The organism is Actinacidiphila glaucinigra, assembly GCF_035918135.1.
GTDB lineage: Bacteria > Actinomycetota > Actinomycetes > Streptomycetales > Streptomycetaceae > Actinacidiphila > Actinacidiphila glaucinigra.
The window spans coordinates 5058267-5079612 of the sequence record NZ_CP109144.1; the positions used below are offsets into that span (position 1 = coordinate 5058267).

A 21346-nucleotide genomic window follows, 5' to 3' on the forward strand; every position below is an offset into this window, starting at 1 on the left:
CCACCCCGCTCACACCGTGCGCGGACGTGCCGCCCGTCCCCGGGCGCCCGTCATCAGGCCGCGGACCGAGAAGGCGACGCCGAGCGCCACCAGCACCGCCGCCACCGCCATCCCCAGCGTGCCGTTGAGCGGCAGGACGATGCCGATGGCGCCGCCGATCACCCAGGCCATCTGGAGGGCGGTCTCCGAGCGGGCGAACGCCGAGGTGCGCACCTCCTCCGGCACGTCGCGCTGGATCAGGGCGTCCAGCGAGAGCTTGCCCAGCGCCTGCGCGATGCCCGCCGCGGCCGCGACGACGGCGATGGTCAGCACCCCGTACCAGGCCGCGGCCAGGCACGTCGCCGCCAGGGCGGCGGCCAGCGCGCTGATGATGATCCGCTCGGGCCCGCGGTCGCGCAGCCAGGAGCCCAGCGCGGTGCCGAAGGCGTTGCCGGTGCCCGCCGCGACGGCGACCAGGCCCAGTGACACGGGCCCTGACAGGCCGCCCAGCGGATGCTCGCGCAGCAGGAACGCGAGGAAGAGCGTCAGGAACCCGGACAGGGCCCGCAGCGACGCGTTGGCCTGCAGGGCGTGCAGCACCGGACCGCCGACGCTCCGCAGCCCCGGCCGCTTCTCCCGCCACTGCCGGCCCAGGCGGTGGGGCTCGACGTCCTCGCCCGCGCTCAGCTCGGCGCGTGCCTCGCCCTTGGCGGAGTCCACCTTGTGCGGGAGGGAGAAGGAGAGCAGCGTCCCGCAGACGAAGACGACGAACGCCCCGTACAGCGGCACGCCCGGCCCGATCAGATGGAGCAGCCCGCCGATCGGCGCCGCCACGGCCGTGGCCAGCAGACCGGTCAGGCTCACCCGGGAGTTCGCCTTCACCAGCGTCGTACGCGCCGGCAGCAGCCGTGGCACCACCGCGCTGCGCACCACGCCGTACGCCTTCGACGCCACGAGCACGCCCAAGGCGGCCGGATACAGCTCCAGTCCGGCGGTCGACACCACCCCGGCCATCGTCCAGGCCAGGATCGCCCTGGCCAGCATCGACATCGCCATCGCGGCGCGCCGCCCGTGCGGGATGCGGTCCAGCAGCGGTCCGACCACCGGGGCCAGCAGCGCGAACGGCGCCATCGTGACGAGCAGGTAGAGCGCCACCCGGCCGCGCGCCTCGCCGGTCGGCACGGAGAAGAAGATCGTGCTGGCGAGCGCGACGGTGATCAGCATGTCGCCCGCCGAGTTCACCGCGTGCAGCTCGATCAGCTTCGCCAGGCCCGACTCGCCCGCCCCGCCCGAATGCGTGTGACGCCGGACGCGGCGCACCACGGCGGACGACGTACGCTGCGTGGCACGCGCGACGGCGTTCCCCGCCCTGCGAACCGGTCCCGGGCCGGACGTCACTGTGCGTGCCACGCTCGCCAGTCTGCCCTACCGGGCGGCTTTCCGAACGGGGCGCGCACCGATAGCGTGCGATCGCGCAGAATGGAGTCATCAGGTGCGCCCGTGGACGTACGGGCAGGCAGCGTTTGAAGCGGTCCTCCGGTCCGCTCCGCCACCGCCCCGCCCGACCCTCGGCGGCGCACGCGTAAGACGGCGTAGGAGAGAATCGATTCTTGTGAGTGCTGCGATGCGAAGCCGTACCCCTGACCGCCTGTGCGCCGAGGCGGTCGACCTCGCCCTTGAAGCCGCCGTCGAGGCCTTCGGCGAGAAAGCGGTCGGCGAGCACCTCGGCGCGGTCGCCGAGGCCGACCGTGTCGTGACGCACCTGTTCGACTGCCGCGAGGCGGGCTACCGGGGCTGGCGCTGGGCGGTCACGCTGACGCGCGCCTCCCGCGCCAAGGCGATCACCTTGGACGAGACGGTCCTGGTGCCCGGGCCCGAGGCCGTCCTCGCGCCCGAATGGGTGCCGTGGAGCGAGCGCCTGCGCCCCGGCGACCTCGGCCCCGGCGACCTGCTGCCCACCGAGGCGGAGGACCTGCGCCTGGAGACCGGCTTCTCCGGGGAGGACGTGCCGCCGCCGAACTCGCCGGTCTCCGAGGAGATGGCCGAGCTCGTCGAGGCCGAGGACGCCGACGTCTCCGGCGGCCCCCCGGCGACCCTGCCGATGGCGCCCGCGGTCGGCACGATCGCCGCCGTCGCGGAGGAGATCGGCATGGCCCGGCCGCGCGTGCTGTCCCGCTACGGGCTGCACGTCGCCGCGGACCGCTGGGAGGACGAGTACGGCCCCAAGGCCCCCATGGCCCAGGCCGCCCCCGCCCAGTGCGTCTCCTGCGGCTTCCTCGTCCCCATCGCGGGCTCCCTGCGGCAGGCCTTCGGCGTCTGCGCGAACGAGTTCTCCCCGGCCGACGGACGCGTCGTCTCGCTCGCCTACGGGTGCGGTGCGCACTCCGAGGCCGCGGTCATGCCGAAGACCCCCCGCCCGGCCCCGCCCGTCCTCGACGAGACCGCGGTCGAGCCGCTCCCCCTCCACCCCGACCGCCACGGCTCCGTCGAGGACACCACGCCGGCCGAGGAACTCGGCCACAGCTGACGCCCGCCGTGCGGGCTGCGCCCGCCGTGCCGGTTGCCGTGCGGCGTCGGGGCGCCCCCCTCGGCTGAGGGCATCAGCCGGCCGGCGGCTCGGCTGCCGTGCGGGCTGCGCCCGGGCCCGGCCGGGGGCGCGGTCGGGGCGCTTTACGCTCCGCGAGGACCGCTGAGGCTTCGCTGAGGGCATCAGCCGGCCGTGGGTGACGGTTGCCGCGCGGATGCGCCCGCGTTCTCCGGTTCTCCGGTTGCCGGGCTGCCGCGCGGGTTCCTGCGGGGCTTGCCGGCCCATGCTCCGGCCTGTGGGCTGGGTGGCATTTGCGCGGGGCTCGGCCGAGGCTGACGGCCGCGGTGCGGGCTGCGCCCATGCCCGGGCCGGGGGCGCGGTCGGGCCGCCTTACTGCTCCGTCCGGACCGCCGTGGCGCCGTCGGCCATCGGCCGGCGGGGCACCTGGCCGCTGCTGACGGCTGCCGTGCGCTCGGTCCGCGGTGGCGGTCGGCGTGTGTGTCCGGGCTGCGGCCGTCGGCCTGGGGCGTCGGTTGGTGCCTGACAGCCCGCGGACCGGGCGCCTCGTGCGCCCGTACGCGGCCCCGGGCCCGTGGCGCCGTCGGGCCGCCTAACCGCTTCGTACGGACCGCTGAGGCTGCGCTGAGGGTCAGTCGGCCGAGGCCTGGGCCGCTGCTGACGGCCGCTGCTGACGGCTGCCGTGCGGGCCGACGCCTGCGGTGGCGGTCGGCCCGCGGCCTGGGGCGTCGGTTGGTGCCTGGCAGCCCGCGGACCGGGGGCCTCGTGGCCCTTACGGGCGGCGCCCATGCCCGGGCCGGGAGGCGTTGGGACCGCCTTCCGCTCCGCAGAGGACATCAGGTGGCCGGGGCTCGGCCGCGGCTGACGGCTGACGGCTGCCCGGACCGCTGCCCGGGGCCGGGCCGGGAGGCGTTGGGACCGCTGGGCGCCGTCGAGGCCATCGGCCGGCGGGGGACTTGGCCGCTGCTGACGGCTGCCGTGCGGGCCGGGGGCTGGGCGCCGGTTCGGGGCCGGTGTTCCCGTTGTCCCCCCGGGTGCGTGCCGCGGGTGCCGCCTGCGCGGGACGACCGGCCGGGGGCGCACGCGGTAGCGTCACTCGCACAGGGCATGCGACAGCGCGTGAGGGAGAAGACGACGTGAGCGGGACCGCGATGGACCGGGGCGCAGATCCGTTCGGGACCGCACGGCTGCGGCGGGCCGTGCTGGATGCGTGGGCCGCGTCGCCCGCCCGGTTCCGGGAGGACGCCAACGCGGAGGAGGACCTCGCGCTCGGCGGCTACCGCGACCGCCTCGTCGTCGAACTGGCCCAGAACGCCGCCGACGCGGCGACCCGCGCGGGGGTGACCGGCCGGCTGCGGCTGACCCTGCGCGAGGGGGTGCTCGCGGCCGCGAACACCGGGGCGCACCTGGACGCCGTGGGCGTGGAGTCCCTGTCGACGCTGCGTGCCAGCGCCAAGCGCGAGGACGGCGACCTGGCCGTCGGCCGCTTCGGCGTCGGCTTCTCCGCCGTGCTCGCGGTCAGCGACGAGCCCGCGATCCTCAGCCGCAGCGGCGGCGTCCGCTGGTCGCTGGCCGAGGCCCGCGACCTCGCGCGGGAGACCGGGGGGCGCTCCTCCGGGCTCACCGACGAACTGCGCCGCCGGGACGGCCACGTACCGCTGCTGCGGCTGCCGCTGCCCGCGGAGGGCACCGCCCCGGACGGCTACGACACGTGCGTCGTGCTGCCGCTGCGCGACGGCGCCGCCGCGGACCTCGCGGCGCATCTGCTCGCCGCGATCGACGACGCGCTGCTGCTGTCCCTGCCCGGCCTGGCCGAGGTGGTCGTGGAGACGCCGGAGGGCGTCCGGACGATGACCCGCCGTCAGGAGGACGGGCTGGCCGTCGTCGTGGACAGCGTCAACGGCACCACCCGCTGGCGCACCGTGAGCGAGGCGGGTCCCCTGGAGGCGGCGCTGCTGGCCGACCGCCCGGTCGAGGAGCGGCTGCGTCCGGTGTGGTCGGTGACCTGGGCCGTCCCGGTGGGCCAGGACGGCGCGCCCGAGCGGCCGCGGACGGCGCCCTTCGTGCACGCCCCGACGCCGACGGACGAGCCGCTGGGGCTGCCCGCGCTGCTCATCGCCTCGCTGCCGCTGGACCCGAGCCGGCGCCACGCCGCGCCCGGCGCTCTCACCGGCTTCCTGGTCGCGCGGGCGGCCGAGCTGTACGTGCGGCTGCTGGCGGACTGGCGGCCGGTCACCGCGGGCATCGTGGACCTGGTGCCCGGACCGCTCGGCAAGGGCGAGCTGGACGCGGAACTGCGCCGCCACGTGCTGGAGCGGCTGCCGCGCACCGCCTTCCTGCCGCGCGCCGCCGACCTCACGGGCACCGGCGAGGAGGACGAACTCCCGCCCGCGCTGCGCCCGGTGGAGGCCGAGGTCGTCGAGGGCACCGGCGCGGAGACCGTCGGCGTGCTGGCGGAGGTCTTCCCGACGCTGCTGCCCCCCGGGCTGGAACGCCGCCCCGAGCTGCGGGTCCTCGGGGTGGCCCGGCTGCCGCTGGGCGACGCGATCGACCGGCTCGCCGGGGTGGAGCGGCCCGCGGCCTGGTGGCACCGCCTGTACGACTCGCTGGCCGGCACCGACCCGGACCGGCTGAGCGGGCTCCCCGTGCCGCTGGCCGACCGTCGCACGGTCGTGGGACCGCGCCAGGTGCTGCTGCCGCTGCCCGAGATGGACAGCGTCTACGCCGAGGGTGCCGCCCCGGTCAGCACCGGGCTGCCCGCCGCCTCGGAGCTGGCCCGGCTGGGCCTGAAGGTGGCCGACCCGGAGGCCGCGCACCCGCTGCTGGAGAAGCTCGGCGCCACCCCGGCGACCCCGCGCGCCGTCCTCACCACCCCGCAGGTGCGCGCGGCGGTGGCCGCGTCCCTGGACGCCGACGAGGCCTGGGACGAGGACGCGCCCGCGCTGGACGCGGAGGAGCTGGCCGAGGTCGTCCTGGGCCTGGTCCGCGCCGCGAACCTCGCCCCCGGCGACGAGCCGTGGCTGGCCGCGCTGGCCCTCACCGACGACGAGGGCGAGCTCGCCCCGGCCGGTGAACTGGTACTGCCGGGCAGCGCCTTCGAACAGGTCATCCGGGAGGGGGAACTCGGCTCCGTCGACGAGGACCTGGCCGCCCGCTGGGGCGAGCAGCCGCTGACCGCGGTGGGCGTCCTCGCCACCTTCGCCCTGGTCAGGGCCACTGACGTGGTGCTCGACCCGGACGAGCTGGAGCCCCGCGAGGGCGACTGGGCCGAGCCGGACGACGCCGGGCTGCTCGACGCGGTCGACGTCTGGTGCGAGGACGTCCTCGACCAGCTGCCGGACACCGACGTGCCGCCGGTCGCCACCGAGATCGTCGCGGTGCGCGACCTCGACCTCGTCGACGACGACGCGTGGCCCCAGGCGCTGGCCATGCTCTCCGTGCCGCCGCTGCGCGACGCGGTCACCCAGCCGGTGCGGGTCCTGCTGCCGGACGGCCGCACGGAGTCCGTGCGGCCCTACACCGCATGGTGGCTGCGCGACCACCCGGTCCTCGACGGCCGCCGCCCGGTCGGCCTGCGCGCCGCCGGCGGCGACCCGCTGCTCGCCGGGCTGTACGAGGACGCCGAGGCCGGGGCCGTGGACGACCAGGTGCTGCGCGCCCTGGGCGTGCGCACGTCCGCCGCGGCCCTGCTGGACGAGCCGGGCGGTGGCGCAGAACTGCTCGCCCGCCTCGCCGACCCGGACTCCGCCGTCACCCCGGCCCAGCTGCACCGGCTCTACTCCGAGCTGGCCACCCTCGAGCCCGAGCAGGTCACCCTCCCCGAGGAGCTGCGGGCCGTCGTCGACGGAGGCGAGCCGCGCGTGGTCGACGCCGGGGACGCTTTCGTCGCGGACGCGCCCGACCTGCTCCCGCTCACCGCGGGCCTGCCGCTGCTCCCGGTGCCGCCGGTCCGCGCCGCGGCGCTGGCGGAGCTGTTCCAGGTGCGCCGGCTCAGCGAGGCCTTCGACGCCCCGGTCGTCTCGGAGGGGGAGCCGCACGACGTCGCGGAGGCGGTCCGCGAGCTGCTGCCGGGCGTCCCCGTGTCGTATGTCGAGCACGAGGAACTGCTGGTCAGGGCGCCCGACGGCAGCACCGTCGAGCTCGACTGGCGGTGGACCGACGGCACCCTGCACGCCGCCACGCTGGAGGGCGTCGCCGCCGGCCTGGCGTGGGCGGCCGGCGCCTGGCAGCGCCGCTTCGAGGTGGCCGCGCTCCTGGAGGACCCGACCCGCACGGAGGAGCTGGCCCGCGACCGCTGGTTCGACTGAGCCTGCGGGGACCGGAGTGTCCGTCGTCACACCGGGACGTGTGGAGAAAAGGTGTCCATGGAACAGAGGTTCGCGCGTATGTTCTCTCTCACCATTTGAGACGCCGCGTCAGGGGGGAGTACGACGGGCGTCGCTTCTTCTGGGGGTTCTCACGCATGCGTATTCGCGCCACTGTGGCGGCCGTTTCCGGCGCCCTGGCCCTCGCCTCGACGGCCGTCCCGGCCGCGCAGGCCTCCGGCAAGCCGGGCGGCTCCGACCTGCGGACCTTCGCCGCCGCCAAGGCGGCGGCGGACGAGGCCGAGGGTGATACCAGGATCACCAAGGTCGTCGTCAACGGAGGCAAGGAGATCGTCCTCGGGACGACCGCCACGAAGACCGTCACCGTCGCGGTGACCGCCACCGACCCGTCCGGCATCGACGACGTGTTCGCCGTCCTCTGGCACGGCACCGACCTGGAGACCCCCGGGAGTGTGGACGGCGGGGTGGCGCAGAACGAGGACAGGGCCAAGTGCACCGCCTCCTCCGCTTCCCCCGCGGTCTCGACCTGCAAGCTGACCTTCACGTTCGACCCGGTGGTCGACCTCTGGAAGAACGAGCTGGCCGGCACCTGGAAGGTGGCCGTCGGCGCCATGGCCAAGGACGAATACGGGGTCGTCGAGGAGGCCATCACCACCACGAAGGTCAAGCGCAACGCCAGGGTCACGGTCAACGCCTCGCCGGAGCCGGTGAAGAAGGGCAAGACCATCACCGTCACGGGCAAGCTCACGCGGGCCAACTGGGCGACCTCCAAGTACGCCGGCTACACGAGCCAGTCGGTGCAGTTGCAGTTCCGCAAGAAGGGCACCGGCACCTACAAGACGGTCAAGACCGTCAAGTCCAGCAGCACCGGTGCCCTGAAGACGACCGTCAAGGCGTCCACCGACGGTTACTGGCGCTACAACTTCGTCGGCACCTCGACGACCGGCAAGGCCGTCAGCACGGCCGACTTCGTCGACGTGAAGTAACCCGCACAGCGGTACCCACCGGGCGCCGGGTCCCCTCAGCGGGGGCCCGGCGCCTCGTGCTTGTCCGGCCCGGTGGTGCCGTCGTCCGTGCGGCGGACCCGGCGCCAGACCAGCTCCAGCAGGACCGAGGCGGCCGCCGCCACGGCGACGGCCGTCCAGGGGCCCCGGGTGCCGACCAGACGGAGGGCGAAGAACTCCTGCAGCCACGGGGTGACCAGGACGACCAGGAAGCCCGCGCCCATGGCGAGGACCAGGCCGATCCGCCACCAGGTGTAGGGGCGCGCGACGAGCGCCAGCACCCACATCGCGACGAGGAAGAGGGTCAGCGTCGCGGCGCTGGTCTCCGCCTCCAGCGCGCCGGCGCCGCGGTAGTGGTGGCGGGCGAGGATGTACGTCACGAAGGTGGCGACGCCCGCGATCACCCCGGCGGGCAGGGAGTAGCGCATGACCCGGCGCACGAAGTGCGGCTGGGCGCGCTCCTTGTTGGGGGCGAGGGCGAGGAAGAAGGCGGGGACGCCGATGGTCAGCGTGGACAGCAGCGTCAGGTGCCGGGGGAGGAATGGGTACGGCGCGTGCCAGATGATCACCAGCAGGGCGAGCAGCACCGAGTAGACGGTCTTGGTGAGGAAGAGCGTCGCGACGCGCGTGATGTTGCCGATGACGCGGCGGCCCTCGGCCACGACCGACGGGAGCGCCGAGAAGCTGTTGTCGAGCAGCACGATCTGCGCGACCGCCCGGGTCGCCTCGGAGCCGGAGCCCATGGCGACGCCGATGTCGGCGTCCTTGAGGGCGAGTACGTCGTTGACGCCGTCCCCGGTCATCGCCACGTTGTGACCGCCGGACTGGAGCGCGCCCACCATCTCCCGCTTCTGCTGCGGGGTGACCCGCCCGAACACCGTGCCCCGGTCGAGTTCGGCCGCCATCTGCGCGCGCTCGGCCGGCAGCCTGCGGGCGTCGACCGTCCGCTCGGCGCCCGGCAGCCCCAGTTTGCCGGCGACGGCGCCGACGGAGACCGCGTTGTCGCCGGAGATGACCTTGGCGTGCACGTCCTGCTCGGCGAAGTAGCGCAGGGTGTCGGCGGCGTCCGGGCGCAGCCGCTGCTCCAGGACGACCAGCGCGGCCGGGGCGGCCGAGGCGCCCACCGCCGGGTCGCCCAGGTCCTTCCCCGCCCGGGCGAGCAGCAGCACCCGCAGCCCCCGGGCGTTGAGGCCGTCGACCTCGCCGAGCGCCCGGTCGCCGGAGGGGAGGAGTACGTCGGGGGCGCCGAGCAGCCAGGTGCTGCGCTCCCCGCCCGGTTCGGTGAAGGCGGCGCCGCTGTACTTGCGGGCGGAGGAGAAGGGCAGCGCGTCCGTGACGTGCCAGCCGTCGTCCGGGGAGGGGAAGGCGGCGGCCACGGCGGCCAGCGTGGGGTTCGGGCGAGGGTCGGCGGAGCCGACCGCGCCGAGCACCTGCCGTACGTAGGGCTCCGCGACGCCGTCCAGCATCCGCAGCTCGGCGACGTCCATCCCGCCCTCGGTGAGGGTGCCGGTCTTGTCCAGGCACACCACGTCCACCCGGGCCAGCCCCTCGATCGCGGGCAGTTCCTGGACCAGGCACTGCTTGCGGCCCAGCCGGACCACACCGATCGCGAAGGCCACCGAGGTGAGCAGGACCAGTCCCTCGGGCACCATCGGCACGATCCCGCCGACCATGCGGCGGACCGCCTCGCGCCAGTCGTTGTCCTCCAGGACGAGCTGGCTGACGATCAGCCCGATCGCGGTGGGGACCATCATCCACGTCACGTACTTGAGGATCTGGCTGATACCGCTGCGCAGTTCCGAGTGGACGAGGGTGAAGCGGCTCGCCTCCTCGGCGAGTTGCGCGGCGTAGGCCTCCCGCCCGACCTTGGTCGCGGTGAAGGCCCCGCCGCCCGCGACGACGAAGCTGCCGGACATCACGGGGTCGCCGGGGCGCTTGACGACCGGGTCGGCCTCGCCGGTGAGCAGTGACTCGTCGACCTCCAGGCTGTCGGCCTCGGTCACCTCGCCGTCGACCACCACCTTGTCGCCCGGCCCGAGTTCGATGAGGTCGCCGAGGACGATCGCGGAGGTGGAGACCCGGGTGGCGACCCCGTCCCGGCGGACGGTGGGTTTCGCCTCCCCGATCACGGCGAGTCCGTCCAGGGTCTTCTTGGCGCGCCACTCCTGGAAGATGCCGATGCCGGTGTTGGCGATGATGACGAAGCCGAACAGGCCGTCCTGGATCGGGCCGACCACCAGGATGATCAGGAAGAGCACCCCGATGATCGCGTTGAAGCGGGTGAAGACGTTCGAGCGCACGATCTCGGCCAGCGAGCGGGAGGAGCGCACCGGGACGTCGTTGATCTCGCCCCGCGCGACCCGCTCCGCCACCTCGGCAGCGGTCAGCCCGCCGGGCGTCGCCGGCCGTGTCCCGGCCGCCTCCCGCTGCGTGCGTTCCGTCATGGGTTCGACGGTACGTGGGGGGCGGCGCCCACGGCACGGCGAGCGGCCGCTCTCGGGGACATCTCCGGGGCGCCGTACGACCGGGGGCGTAGCCGCCGGGGAAGGGCCCGTACGCGCGGGCCCGGGCGTGGAGTCCGGACGCGCGGGCTCCGGCTCAGTCCTGTCCGGCGTCCTCCGCGGCGCGGGCCCGCGCTATGGCGTCCCGGCGGGCGCGCACGTACCAGAGGCCGACGAGCCCGAGGCCGCCGCCGGCCAGGCAGGTCCAGATCCACCAGGTGTGGCCGTGGTCGGAGTACCAGCCGTAGAAGGGGAGCTGGACGAGGAAGAGCGCGAACCAGACGACCGTCCCGACGGTGACGGTCGCGACGTCGTTCGCCTCCAGTGGCGCCGGTGCCTCACGCAACCCGGCCGTCCCCTTGTCGGGGCTGTTGCTGCTCATACCGCACAGCGTACTCAGTGCCCCAGAGGGGTCTACGCGCGGAGATAGCGTTCGAGGCGCTCATATGTTCATACTGAAACAGTCCAAGATTGGCCGGTTTCAGTCGTAGGAACCTCCAAAAGCTCCCCCACGCAAGGACCCGCATGTCCCCGTCGACCACCGCCAAGGTCGTGCCCAGCTCCCCGACCCCGCCCCCGGCGGCCGCCCACGGCGCGCTCGACCGGTTCTTCCGGATCACCGAGCGGGGGTCCTCGATCCCGCGGGAGATCCGCGGTGGTCTGGCCACCTTCTTCGCGATGGCCTACATCATCGTCCTGAACCCGATCATCCTCAGCTCGGGCGTGGACAAGTACGGCCACCACCTCGACGGCGGCCAGCTGGTCACCGCGACCGTCGTGACCGCCGCCTTCACCACCCTGCTCATGGGCGTCATCGGCAACGTGCCGATCGCGCTCGCCGCGGGCCTCGGCGTGAACAGCATCGTCGCGCTCCAGCTCGCGCCCAAGATGAGCTGGCCGGACGCGATGGGCATGGTCGTCCTCGCCGGTCTCGCGATCATGGTGCTGGTCGCCACGGGCCTGCGGGAGCGGGTGATGAGCGCGGTGCCGCTCGGCCTGCGCAAGGCGATCGCCATCGGCATCGGCCTGTTCATCGTGCTGATCGGCCTGGTCGACTCCGGCTTCGTGACCCGTATCCCGGACGCCGCGCACACCACCGTCCCGCTGCAGCTCGGCGCGGGCGGCCATCTGACCGGCTGGCCGGTGCTGATCTTCATCCTCGGTGTGCTGCTGACCCTCGGACTGATGATCCGCAAGGTGCCCGGCGCCATCCTGATCAGCATCGTCGCGATGACGCTCCTCGCGCTCGTCGTGGACGCGGTGGCGGACGTCAAGGGCGCCGCGTGGGGCCTCACCGTCCCGCAGTGGCCCGGCAACCCGGTAGCGAGTCCCGACTTCGCGCTGATCGGCAAGGTGAGCCTGTTCGGCGGCTTCCAGGAGGTCGGTGTGCTCACCGGCGTCCTCTTCGTCTTCACGGTGCTGCTGAGCTGCTTCTTCGACGCGATGGGCACCATCCTCGGCGTCAGTGACGAGGCGCACCTGCTGGACTCCAAGGGCGACCTGCCCGGGATGAGCCGGGTCCTGATGGTCGACGGCGTCGCGACCGCGGCGGGCGGTTTCGCCTCCTGTTCGGCCAACACCTGCTACGCGGAGTCCACCGCCGGCGCCGGCGAGGGGGCGCGCACCGGCCTCGCCTCGATCGCCACCGGGCTGCTCTTCGTCGTCGCCCTGTTCTTCGCGCCGCTGGCCACGATGGTCCCGGCGCAGGCGGCCACTCCCGCGCTGGTCGCGGTGGGCTTCCTGATCATGGCGGGCAGCGTCCGGGAGATCGACTGGACCGACCAGACGATCGCCGTCCCGGCGTTCCTGACGATGCTGCTCATGCCGTTCACCTACTCGATCACCAATGGCATCGGCATCGGGTTCATCACCTTCTGCGTGCTGCGGCTGGTGGCGGGGCGCGGCCGTGAGGTGCCGCCCGCGCTCTACGCGGTGTCGGCGGTCTTCGCCTTCTACTACCTGATGCCGGCGCTGGGGCTGACGTAACCGGCCGTGTAGAACTGCTCGGTCTCGTCGACGGAGGCCTTGAGCCGCTCGTCGAAGTCATCGCGGATGAGCGTCCGGACGATGTAGTCCTGGACGCTCATCCCGCGTTTCGCGGCGTGAGCCTGGAGACGGTCCAGCAGGTCCCCGTCTATGCGCATGCTGAGCACTCTCGAAGCCATGGCCCAAGGGTCCGGCGGGCCCCTCGGAGCATGCGTCGTTTTCGGGGCGGAACTCACCCGGATGGGTGACTTCCTTGACGAATGTGTTTGGACGCGGCATCGCTCCGGCAATTTTTATTTAGCGTAAGTAATGAGCTAGGCTAATGAACGTGACCGAACTGTCCGAGGACGACCGCACAGCGGTGAACACGCTGCGCGGTGCCGTGATGCGGCTCTCCCGCAGACTGCGCCACCAGCGGGTCGACGAGTCGCTGAGCCCGACCGAGATGTCCGTGCTGGGCACTCTCGCGCGCTGCGGGTCCGCCACCCCCGGGGAGCTGGCCCGCAAGGAGCACGTCCAGCCGCCGTCCATGACGCGGATCGTCGCCATGCTCGAGTCCAAGGGCCTGGTGCACCGGGACCCGCACCCGGACGACCGGCGCCAGGTCGTCGTCCGGCAGACCGAGCAGGCGGAGACGATGCTCGAGGAGAGCCGGGCGCGCCGCAACGCGTTCCTGGCCGAACTCATGGCCACCCTCTCGGAAGAGGAACGCGCCGTGCTCAGGGAGGCGGCGCCCGTCCTGGACAAGCTCGCTCACGCCGACGCAAGGAACCGATGACGAGGAGGCGAGACCGGATTGAGTTCGGCAGCCGCATCAGAAGCCGCACCCGAACCGAACACCCCTGAGCGGACCGGACCGGCCGACACCGCCGACCCGGCCGACCTGCCCACCGCGGCGGGCGCCGACGCCGCCGCGGGGGCCGCCGGAGCCCCGGGAACGCCCGGGGCACCCGGTGCCGGACGTCCCGCCGCGCCGGCAGCGCCCGGCGGCATGTTCAGCTCGCTCCGCAACCGCAACTACCGGCTCTTCGCCGGCGGTGCGATCGTCTCCAACACCGGCACCTGGATGTCCCGCATCGCGCAGGACTGGCTGGTGCTGAGCCTCACCGGGTCCTCCTTCGCCGTCGGCATCACGACCGCGCTGCAGTTCCTCCCCATGCTCCTCTTCGGGCTCTACGGCGGCGTCATCGCCGACCGCTACCCCAAGCGCCGCATCCTGGTCGCCACCCAGGCCCTCATGGGCCTGCTGGGCCTCGGCCTCGCCGCGCTGACCCTCAGCGGCGCCGTGCAGGTCTGGCACGTGTACGCCATGGCCTTCGCCGTCGGCATGGTCACCGTCGTGGACAACCCCGCCCGCCAGGCCTTCGTCGTCGAGATGGTCGGCCCGGCCGACGTCCGCAACGCGGTCTCGCTGAACTCCGCCAACTTCCAGAGCGCCCGCCTCGTCGGCCCCGCCGTCGCGGGCGCCCTGATCACCGCGGTCGGCAGCGGCTGGGCGTTCCTCTTCAACGGCCTGTCCTTCCTGGCGCCGCTCGCCGGGCTGCTGCTCATGCGAAGTTCGCAGCTGTACGAGGTGCCCACCGCGCCACGCGGCAAGGGCCAGCTGCGCGAGGGGCTGCGCTACGTCGCCGGGCGGCCCGAGCTGATCTGGCCCATCGTCCTGGTCGGCTTCATCGGGACTTTCGCGTACAACTTCCCGATCTGGCTCACCGCCTTCGCCGACGACGTCTTCCACGGCGACGCCGGCATGTACGGCCTGTTCAACTCGCTCCTCGCGGTCGGCTCCGTGGTCGGCGCGCTGCTGGCCGCGCGGCGCGGAAGCAGCCGGCTGCGGCTGCTGGTCGGCGCGGCGCTGGGGTTCGGCCTGCTGGAGGTCGTGGCGGCGCTGGCGCCGACGTACTGGATCTTCCTGGTGCTCATGCTGCCGATCGGCATCTTCGGGCTGACCTTCAACACCACCGCCAACGCCAGCGTGCAGCTGGCCACCGACCCCGCCATGCGGGGCCGCGTCATGAGCCTGTTCATGATGGTCTTCGTGGGCGGCACGCCGCTGGGCGGACCGCTCGTCGGCTGGATCACCGACGTCTTCGGCGCCAGGACCGGCTTCCTGGCCGGCGGCCTGGTCGCCGCCGCGGCGGCGGCCTGCGTCGGACTCGTCCTGGCGCGGCTGGGCGGGCTGCGGCTCAAGATCGACCTGCACCGCGGCAAGGACCACAAGCTGATCGAGTTCGTCCCGCGGGAGTCGGAGTCGGTGGCCGCCTGAGCGCGGCCCCGGCCCCGGCCCGGGCGCCCGCCCGGGCGGTCAGGCGACGGCGAGGCGGCGCTGGTTGCGGAACTGCCGCATCAGCTCGGCCCACACCAGCATGCCGGTGACCGGGGCGGTGGCCGCGAAGAGCATGTGGACGTAGTCCTCGCCCAGGCTCGACGAGGCCCACAGGCTCCAGGCCAGCGCGCCCGCCACGCCCACGGCGGTCAGGAACCAGGAGGGCAGCTCGCGGCGGTCGTCGACGATCGCAGCGGCCGTGCCCAGCCCGCCGCCGATGACCAGGCCCATGAGCAGCACCGCGCGGGTCCAGTCCGGTGCCCCGATGACCTCCTGCAGCACGGGTTTGGCGTGCAGCTGGCGGTAGGTGATCAGCAGGCTGGAGACATAGACGGTCACCAGCGTCACCAGGCTGAGAGCTCTCACGAGCCGACCGAGCGTGCCCCGCTCTCCACCGGGCATGATGTTCCCCCCATTGCCGTAACTCGGCCGAAATGGCCGATTATGGCTCTACAGAATGCCGGAAACCGGATGAACGGCACAGGGGATCGGCGAAACCGGGGCGGCCCCGGGCCGCCTCAAGCCGTGCCCGCTTCGGCGTCGTAGCGCTCGCGGGCCTCGACGACCTCCTCGATGTGCTCCTCCGCCCACTCCTTCACGGCCGAGAACAGCACGGCCAGACTCGCGCCCAGCGGCGTCAGCGCGTAGTCCACCCGCACGGGGACGGACGGCGTGACGGTCCGCGTCACCAGGCCGTCCCGCTCCAGGGTGCGCAGGGTCTGCGTGAGCATCTTCTGACTGACGCCCGCGATGCGGCGGCCCAGGTCGCTGTAGCGCTGCGGGCCGTCCGTGAGCGCGGCCATGAGCAGGCCGGCCCACTTGTCGCTGATCCGGATCAGCAACTGGTTCGTCGGGCAGCCCTTCATGAACGCGTTGTAGGCCGCGCGGGCCTCCTCGCGCCGCTCGGACGCGGTGGTCGTCGCCATGGGGACTCCCCTCCGGACTCCTGGGTTCGGTACGCACTTCCAGGTACGTACTTACTGGAAGAGAGTAGCTCTCTCTAGGTTGGCGTGTGGCGGGACCGAACCGCCGCAGTCCTCAGGAACAGGGAGTCATTGCCATGCGCGCTGTCGTGATCAGGGAATTCGGCGGGCCCGAGGTGCTGGAGGTCGCCGAGGTGCCGCTGCCCGAGCCGGGGCCCGGCCAGGTGCGGGTGCGGGTCGCCGCGGCCGGGGTCAACCCCGCCGACCTCGCCGTACGGGCCGGCCTGCTCGGATCCGAGGCCCTCGGGGCCGGCGGGTTCCTCGGGCTCGGCTGGGACGTCGCGGGCACCGTGGACGCGGTCGGCGCCGGGGTCTCCCGCCCCGAGCCGGGCACGGCCGTCGTGGGCATGGTGGGCGGGCTCGGCCCGCGGACCAAGGCGCACGCCGACCACGTCGTGCTGGAGGCGGACGCCGTCGCCGCGGCTCCCTCGTCCGTCGACCTGGTCCACGCCGCCACCCTCCCCACCAACGCCCTCACCGCCGACCAGGCGCTCGGCCTGCTCGCCGCCCGGCCCGGCGACCGTCTGCTGGTCACCGGCGCGGCGGGCGCGGTCGGGGGCTACGCCGTCCAGCTGGCCCGCCACGCGGGGCTGCACGTCGTGGCCCTGGCCCGCCCCGCCGACGCGGCGCTGCTGCGGGAACTGGGCGCCGGGGAGGCCGTGTCCTCGCTGGACGGCGTCCGGGCCGACGCCGCCCTCGACGCGGCGGCGCTCGGCGCCCCCGCACTGGCCGCGGTACGGGACGGCGGCGCCTACGTCACCGCCCGGCCCGACGCGGTGCCCGCCGCCGAGCGCGGCGTCCGCGTCGCCGGTGTCCAGGTCCAGCCGGACGGGGAGCGCCTCGCGGAGCTCGTGGCGCTCCTGGACCGGGGCGTGCTCACCACGCGCGTGGCCGACACGTACCCCCTGGCGGAGGCCGCCAAGGCCCATGCCCGCCTCGCGGAGGGCGGACTGCGCGGGAGGCTCGTGCTGGTGCCGTGACCCCGATGCCGGCGACCGGAGGCGCTTCATCGTTTCGAGTGAATGTGCGATCGGGGTGACCCGGGCGGGCGGCGGCTGCGTGAGAATCGGAGGTGTCGTCAGTCGGATGCGCGGAGCCCCTGGAGGACCGATGAGCTCACAGCCCCGCTGGGCGCCTCGGGCGGCCGCGGGCTCGTACGCGCCGGACGACCCGGAAACCGCGCTCAAGTACGCGATCCGGCACCACGGGGGGGACCGGGTGCAGATCGTCGAGGGGGTCATCCAGCAAGTGGTGCCGCCTACGTGGGGGCATGAGAAGGCCGCGGCCATGATCCGTCGGCAGATCGACCCCGTTGTGCAGAAGATGGGCTGCCTCTCAGGCTCGGGAAATCTGGACCTCCCCGGCAGTGGCAACTGGTACGTGCCGGACCTGGCCGTCGTACCGGAAGGCCTGGCGGATGCCGACGCTCTCGTCCCCCATCAGACCCTGCTGGTGGTGGAGGTGACCTCCGAGTCCAACGGCGACACCGACCGGATCGTCAAACGCCGCCGCTACGCCGAGTACGGCGCCCCGCTGTACCTCCTCGTCGACCGGCAGGAACGCAGCTGCACCCTGTACGCGGAGCCGGGGGAGCTCGGCTACCGGTCGGTGGACGGCCCGCACCCCTTCGGCACTCCGCTGCGGCTGCCCGAGCCGTTCGGACTGGAGCTGGACACCGCGGAGTTCTGAGGTCCCGCCCCTTGCACTGCCCGCCGCTCACAGCCCGTCCGCCAGCAGCTCCGCGAGGTGCCGGGCCCGCACCCCGGCGAGCTGGGCGAGCTGGGTGCGGCAGGAGAAGCCGTCCGCCAGGACGGCCGCGCCGGGGCGGGCGGTGCGGACGGCGGGGAGGAGACGGTCCTCGGCGCAGGCGACGGAGACCTCGTAGTGGCCGCGTTCGAAGCCGAAGTTGCCGGCCAGACCGCAGCAACCCGAGGCCAGGGAGCCGTTGAGCCCGGCGCGGGCGCGCAGTCGGCGCTCGGCGGCGTCACCGAGGACGGCGTGCTGATGGCAGTGGGTCTGGCCGGTGACGGCCCGGTCGAGGCGCGGCGGCGTCCAGCCGGGCGCCGCCTCCTCCAGCACCTGCGCGAAGGTGCGCACCGAGCCCGCCAGGGCCGCCGCCTCTCCGGTGCCCAGGAGTTCGGGCAGATCGGTGCGGAGCGCCGCCGCGCAGCTCGGTTCCAGGACGAGGACGGGATGCCCAGCGGCCACCACCGGCGCCATCCGCCGTACCGTGCGGCGCATCACCCGGCGGGCCCGGTCGAGTCGGCCGGTCGAGACCCAGGTCAGGCCGCAGCACACACGCCCCGGCGGCAGCACGACCCGCAACCCGGCCGCCTGGAGGACACGCACGGCGGCGCGGCCCACCTCGGGGGAGAAGCGGTCGGTGAAGGTGTCCGGCCACAGCACCACGGTCGCCCCCGCCCCCGGTGCGGGCGGCTCCTCCTGCCGCCGCCACCAGCGTACGAAGGACTCCTCGGCCAGCAGCGGCAGCTCCCGCTCGGGTGCGACCCCCGCGGCCCGCCTGGCCAGGGCCGCCAAGGGCCGTACCCGGGCGAGGGCGTTCACGGTCCCGGCGACCGGGGCCGCCGCGCGCAGCCAGGTCGGCAGCCCGCCCATCAGGTAGTGGGAGGCGGGCCGCAGCCGCCGCCGGTAGTGGTGGTGCAGGAACTCCGCCTTGTAGGTGGCCATGTCGACGCCGACCGGGCAGTCCGTGCGGCAGCCCTTGCAGGACAGGCACAGGTCGAGGGCGTCCGCGACCTCCGGCGAGCGCCAGCCGCCGGTGACGACCTCGCCGGCGAGCATCTCGTGCAGCAGCCGGGCCCGGCCGCGGGTCGAGTGCCGCTCCTCGCGCGTCGCCCGGTACGAGGGGCACATGACGCCCTCCCCCGGACCCCCGCCCGTGTCACGGCACTTGGCGACGCCGACGCAGCGGCGCACCGCCGCCGAGAAGTCGCCGCCGTCCTGGGGGTAGCCGAAGGCGACGTCGACCGGCCGGCGCGGCAGGACCGCGAAGCGCAGGTTGCCGTCGAGGGGGGCGGGCCGTACGAGCATGCCGGGGTTGAGGCCGCCCGCCGGGTCCAGCGCGTCCTTGAACCGGCCGAAGAGGGCGACGAGTTCCTCCCCGTACATCCGGGGCAGCAGCTCCGCGCGGGCCTGCCCGTCGCCGTGCTCCCCGGACAGCGAGCCGCCGTGGGCGACGACCAGGTCCGCGACGTCCTCGGAGAAGCGCCGGAAGCGGGCCACACCGGCCGCGCCGAGCAGGTCGAAGTCGATGCGCACGTGGATGCAGCCGTCGCCGAAGTGCCCGTACGGGGTGCCGTGCAGGCCGTGCTCGCGCAGCAGCGAACGGAAGTCGCGCAGGTAGGCGCCGAGCCGCGCCGGGGGCACCGCGCAGTCCTCCCAGCCCGGCCAGGCCTCCGCGCCCCCGGGCGTCCGGGTGGCGGTCCCGGCGGCCTCCTCGCGGATCCGCCACAGCGCGCGCTGCGCGACGGGGTCGGTCACGACGACCGAGTCGCCCGCGTCCGCGAGCCGCCGCAGCGCCTCCGCCTCGCCGGTGCCGGGCATCTCGACGAAGAGCCACGCGCCGCCCCGGGGCAGCAGGTCGGCGGCCTCCCCGCCCACCAGGTCGGCGGCCATGCCCTCCACCGTCAGCGGGCCGTACGGCAGCAGGCCGTTCGCGGCGTCGGCGGCGGCGCCCTCGTCCGGGTAGCCGAGGACGACCAGCACACGCACCGGGGGCGCGGGCACCAGCCGGACCTCGGCCTCCGTGATCACGGCGAGCGTGCCCTCGCTGCCGGTCAGGGCGCGGGCCAGGTCCCGGCCGCGCTCGGGGAGCAGGGCGTCCAGGGCGTAGCCGGAGATGCGCCGGGGGAGCTGCTGCGGGTAGCCGGTGCGCAGCAGGGCGAGATGGCCGTCCACCAGTTCCCGCAGGTCGGCGCGGAGCGGTTCGGCGGTGCGCAGCGGCTCGCCGCCGTAGGTGAGGCACTCCAGGGCCCGGACGTTGTCGGCGGTGGTGCCCCAGGCGACGGAGTGCGCGCCGCACGCGTTGTTGCCGATCATGCCGCCGAGGGTGCAGCGGCTGTGGGTGGACGGATCGGGGCCGAAGGTCAGCCCGTGCGCGGCGGCGGCGCGCCGCAGATCGTCCAGGACGACCCCCGGCTGCACACGGGCCGTCAACGCCTCGGGGCTGAGTGACACGATCCGGTGCATGTGGCGGGTGAAGTCGAGCACGACGCCGGTGCCCGTGGCCTGCCCGGCGATCGACGTCCCCCCGCCGCGCGGCACCACCGGCACCCCGTGCGACCGGCACACGGCGAGCGTCGCGGCCACGTCGTCGGCGTCGTACGGCGCGACCACGGCCACCGGGACGCGCCGGTAGTTGGACGCGTCCATCGTGGTCAGCGCCCTGCTCTGCGGGTCGAAGGAGACCTCGCCCCGTACGGCCCGCTCCAGGTCGCGGCGCAGTGCGTGCCGCAGATCGTCCGCCATGCCCCTCAGCCTGCCCCACCGCGGCGCATGTCTCACCGGATGGAACGGAGCCCCGTGACGGGGTCGTCACGCACTACGCTGCGAACGTGGCCGAGATCCAGATTCCCGCTGACATCAAGCCCGCCGACGGACGATTCGGTTCGGGCCCCTCCAAGGTGCGGCCCGAGGCGCTCAGCGCGCTGGCCGCGACCGGCACCTCGCTGATGGGCACCTCTCACCGGCAGGCGCCGGTGAAGGACCTGGTCGGCCGGGTCCGGGACGGCATCCGCGAGCTGTTCGCGCTCCCCGAGGGCTACGAGGTGGTGCTCGGCAACGGCGGCTCCACCGCCTTCTGGGACATCGCCACCCACGGACTGATCGAGCGCAAGTCGCAGCACCTCAGCTTCGGCGAGTTCTCCTCCAAGTTCGCCAAGGCGGCCAAGCTGGCGCCGTGGCTGGACGAGCCGACCGTGATCTCCGCCGACCCGGGATCGCACCCCGAGGCCGTCGCCGAGGCGGGCGTGGACGTCTACGCCTTCACCCACAACGAGACCTCCACCGGTGTCGCGATGCCGCTGCGGCGCGTCGCCGGCGCCGACGAGGGCGCCCTCGTCCTGGTCGACGCCACGTCCGGCGCGGGCGGCCTGCCGGTCGACATCGCCGAGACCGACGTCTACTACTTCGCCCCGCAGAAGTCCTTCGCCGCCGACGGCGGGCTGTGGATCGCCGCGTTCTCCCCGGCCGCGCTGGAGCGCGCCGAGCGGATCGCCGCCACTGGCCGGCACATCCCGGCCTTCTTCGACCTGCCGACCGCGATCGACAACTCGAAGAAGAACCAGACGTACAACACCCCCGCGCTCGCCACCCTGTTCCTGCTGAACGACCAGCTGGAGTGGATCAACGGCCAGGGCGGCCTCGACTGGGCGGTGGGCCGCACCGCCTCCTCCTCCCGCAACCTGTACGGCTGGGCCGAGGACTCCAAGCACGCCACCCCGTTCGTCACCGACCCGGCCAAGCGCTCGCAGGTCGTCGGCACGATCGACTTCAACGACGACGTCGACGCCGCCGCCATCGCCAAGGTGCTGCGCGCCAACGGCGTCGTCGACACCGAGCCGTACCGCAAGCTGGGCCGCAACCAGCTGCGCGTCGCGATGTTCCCGGCCGTGGAGCCGGCGGACGTCGAGGCCCTGACCGCCTGCGTCGACTTCGTCATCGAGCGGCTCTGACCCCCGG

Annotated in this window: 16 protein-coding genes; 9 read left to right on the forward strand and 7 right to left on the reverse strand. The window is 74.0% G+C overall.

What is annotated here, in order from left to right; genetic code table 11:
* Window positions 1-9 precede the first annotated feature (9 nt).
* Window positions 10-1389, reverse strand: a complete 1380-nt coding sequence (locus OIE69_RS22735) for an MFS transporter (protein ID WP_392567555.1) — start codon at window positions 1387-1389, stop codon at window positions 10-12.
* Between the two features lie 214 nt (window positions 1390-1603).
* Between OIE69_RS22735 and OIE69_RS22740 the strand changes: the two genes are divergently transcribed.
* The 3 genes from OIE69_RS22740 to OIE69_RS22750 all read left to right on the forward strand — a co-directional run bounded on the left by OIE69_RS22740 (window position 1604) and on the right by OIE69_RS22750 (window position 7835).
* The gene (locus tag OIE69_RS22740; RefSeq protein WP_326575042.1) at window positions 1604-2506 is read left to right on the forward strand and encodes a DUF3027 domain-containing protein; all 903 of its coding nucleotides are present in this window, start codon (window positions 1604-1606) and stop codon (window positions 2504-2506) included.
* Window positions 2507-3675: 1169 nt separating this feature from the next.
* Window positions 3676-6831, forward strand: coding sequence for a sacsin N-terminal ATP-binding-like domain-containing protein (locus OIE69_RS22745; protein ID WP_326581359.1), 3156 nt, complete (start codon window positions 3676-3678; stop codon window positions 6829-6831).
* A 155-nt stretch (window positions 6832-6986) separates the two neighbouring features.
* Window positions 6987-7835, forward strand: coding sequence for a calcium-binding protein (locus OIE69_RS22750; RefSeq protein WP_326575044.1), 849 nt, complete (start codon window positions 6987-6989; stop codon window positions 7833-7835).
* A gap of 35 nt (window positions 7836-7870) precedes the next feature.
* Here OIE69_RS22750 and OIE69_RS22755 read toward each other — a convergent pair whose 3' ends face one another.
* Together OIE69_RS22755 and OIE69_RS22760 are read right to left on the reverse strand one after the other, a co-directional pair.
* Window positions 7871-10297 carry an HAD-IC family P-type ATPase gene (locus OIE69_RS22755; RefSeq protein ID WP_326575046.1) on the reverse strand — a complete coding sequence of 809 codons (2427 nt, stop codon included), beginning with the start codon at window positions 10295-10297 and terminating at the stop codon, window positions 7871-7873.
* A gap of 154 nt (window positions 10298-10451) precedes the next feature.
* Complete coding sequence (locus OIE69_RS22760; protein ID WP_326575048.1) at window positions 10452-10736, reverse strand: DUF2530 domain-containing protein; 285 nt, start codon at window positions 10734-10736, stop codon at window positions 10452-10454.
* Between the two features lie 143 nt (window positions 10737-10879).
* On the opposite strand from OIE69_RS22760, the gene OIE69_RS22765 reads away from it, so the two are divergent.
* Window positions 10880-12340 (forward strand): NCS2 family permease, encoded by a 1461-nt coding sequence (locus tag OIE69_RS22765; RefSeq protein WP_326575050.1) that lies wholly within the window; start codon window positions 10880-10882, stop codon window positions 12338-12340.
* Here the strand turns inward: OIE69_RS22765 and OIE69_RS22770 are convergent.
* Window positions 12310-12519, reverse strand: a complete 210-nt coding sequence (locus OIE69_RS22770; RefSeq protein ID WP_018560012.1) for a hypothetical protein — start codon at window positions 12517-12519, stop codon at window positions 12310-12312. The genes OIE69_RS22765 and OIE69_RS22770 overlap by 31 nt on opposite strands.
* A 143-nt stretch (window positions 12520-12662) precedes the next feature.
* Between OIE69_RS22770 and OIE69_RS22775 the strand changes: the two genes are divergently transcribed.
* Both OIE69_RS22775 and OIE69_RS22780 read left to right on the forward strand, forming a co-directional pair.
* Window positions 12663-13118, forward strand: a complete 456-nt coding sequence (locus tag OIE69_RS22775; RefSeq protein ID WP_326575052.1) for a MarR family winged helix-turn-helix transcriptional regulator — start codon at window positions 12663-12665, stop codon at window positions 13116-13118.
* A gap of 18 nt (window positions 13119-13136) precedes the next feature.
* The gene (locus tag OIE69_RS22780; protein WP_392567556.1) at window positions 13137-14603 is read left to right on the forward strand and encodes an MFS transporter; all 1467 of its coding nucleotides are present in this window, start codon (window positions 13137-13139) and stop codon (window positions 14601-14603) included.
* Window positions 14604-14642: 39 nt separating this feature from the next.
* Here the strand turns inward: OIE69_RS22780 and OIE69_RS22785 are convergent, their stop codons facing one another.
* Entirely contained in the window at window positions 14643-15029 is a 387-nt protein-coding gene (locus tag OIE69_RS22785; RefSeq protein WP_326575054.1) for a hypothetical protein, read from the reverse strand.
* A gap of 152 nt (window positions 15030-15181) precedes the next feature.
* The gene (locus OIE69_RS22790; protein WP_326575056.1) at window positions 15182-15589 is read right to left on the reverse strand and encodes a winged helix-turn-helix transcriptional regulator; all 408 of its coding nucleotides are present in this window, start codon (window positions 15587-15589) and stop codon (window positions 15182-15184) included.
* 134 nt (window positions 15590-15723) lie between these two features.
* On the opposite strand from OIE69_RS22790, the gene OIE69_RS22795 reads away from it, so the two are divergent.
* Both OIE69_RS22795 and OIE69_RS22800 read left to right on the forward strand, forming a co-directional pair.
* Window positions 15724-16626 (forward strand): NADP-dependent oxidoreductase, encoded by a 903-nt coding sequence (locus OIE69_RS22795; RefSeq protein WP_326575058.1) that lies wholly within the window; start codon window positions 15724-15726, stop codon window positions 16624-16626.
* Between the two features lie 130 nt (window positions 16627-16756).
* Window positions 16757-17335: a Uma2 family endonuclease gene (locus OIE69_RS22800; protein WP_326575060.1), complete on the forward strand. Its 579-nt coding sequence runs from the start codon at window positions 16757-16759 to the stop codon at window positions 17333-17335.
* A gap of 27 nt (window positions 17336-17362) precedes the next feature.
* Here OIE69_RS22800 and OIE69_RS22805 read toward each other — a convergent pair whose 3' ends face one another.
* On the reverse strand, window positions 17363-20134 hold the full coding sequence (locus OIE69_RS22805) for an FAD-binding and (Fe-S)-binding domain-containing protein (protein ID WP_326575062.1): 2772 nt from the start codon (window positions 20132-20134) through the stop codon (window positions 17363-17365).
* Window positions 20135-20220: 86 nt separating this feature from the next.
* Between OIE69_RS22805 and serC the strand changes: the two genes are divergently transcribed.
* On the forward strand, window positions 20221-21339 hold the full coding sequence (gene serC / locus OIE69_RS22810; RefSeq protein ID WP_326575064.1) for a phosphoserine transaminase: 1119 nt from the start codon (window positions 20221-20223) through the stop codon (window positions 21337-21339).
* Window positions 21340-21346: the final 7 nt, after the last annotated feature.

Bases quoted from the DNA above. Each gene is read 5' to 3' on its own strand.
- OIE69_RS22740 (WP_326575042.1), top strand. From the start codon at position 1,604: ATGCGAAGCCGTACCCCTGACCGCCTGTGCGCCGAGGCGGTCGACCTC.
- OIE69_RS22745 (WP_326581359.1), top strand. From the start codon at position 3,676: ATGGACCGGGGCGCAGATCCGTTCGGGACCGCACGGCTGCGGCGGGCC.
- OIE69_RS22750 (WP_326575044.1), top strand. From the start codon at position 6,987: ATGCGTATTCGCGCCACTGTGGCGGCCGTTTCCGGCGCCCTGGCCCTC.
- OIE69_RS22755 (WP_326575046.1), bottom strand. From the start codon at position 10,297: ATGACGGAACGCACGCAGCGGGAGGCGGCCGGGACACGGCCGGCGACG.
- OIE69_RS22760 (WP_326575048.1), bottom strand. From the start codon at position 10,736: ATGAGCAGCAACAGCCCCGACAAGGGGACGGCCGGGTTGCGTGAGGCA.
- OIE69_RS22765 (WP_326575050.1), top strand. From the start codon at position 10,880: ATGTCCCCGTCGACCACCGCCAAGGTCGTGCCCAGCTCCCCGACCCCG.
- OIE69_RS22770 (WP_018560012.1), bottom strand. From the start codon at position 12,519: ATGGCTTCGAGAGTGCTCAGCATGCGCATAGACGGGGACCTGCTGGAC.
- OIE69_RS22775 (WP_326575052.1), top strand. From the start codon at position 12,663: ATGAACGTGACCGAACTGTCCGAGGACGACCGCACAGCGGTGAACACG.
- OIE69_RS22790 (WP_326575056.1), bottom strand. From the start codon at position 15,589: ATGGCGACGACCACCGCGTCCGAGCGGCGCGAGGAGGCCCGCGCGGCC.
- OIE69_RS22795 (WP_326575058.1), top strand. From the start codon at position 15,724: ATGCGCGCTGTCGTGATCAGGGAATTCGGCGGGCCCGAGGTGCTGGAG.
- OIE69_RS22800 (WP_326575060.1), top strand. From the start codon at position 16,757: ATGAGCTCACAGCCCCGCTGGGCGCCTCGGGCGGCCGCGGGCTCGTAC.
- OIE69_RS22805 (WP_326575062.1), bottom strand. From the start codon at position 20,134: ATGGCGGACGATCTGCGGCACGCACTGCGCCGCGACCTGGAGCGGGCC.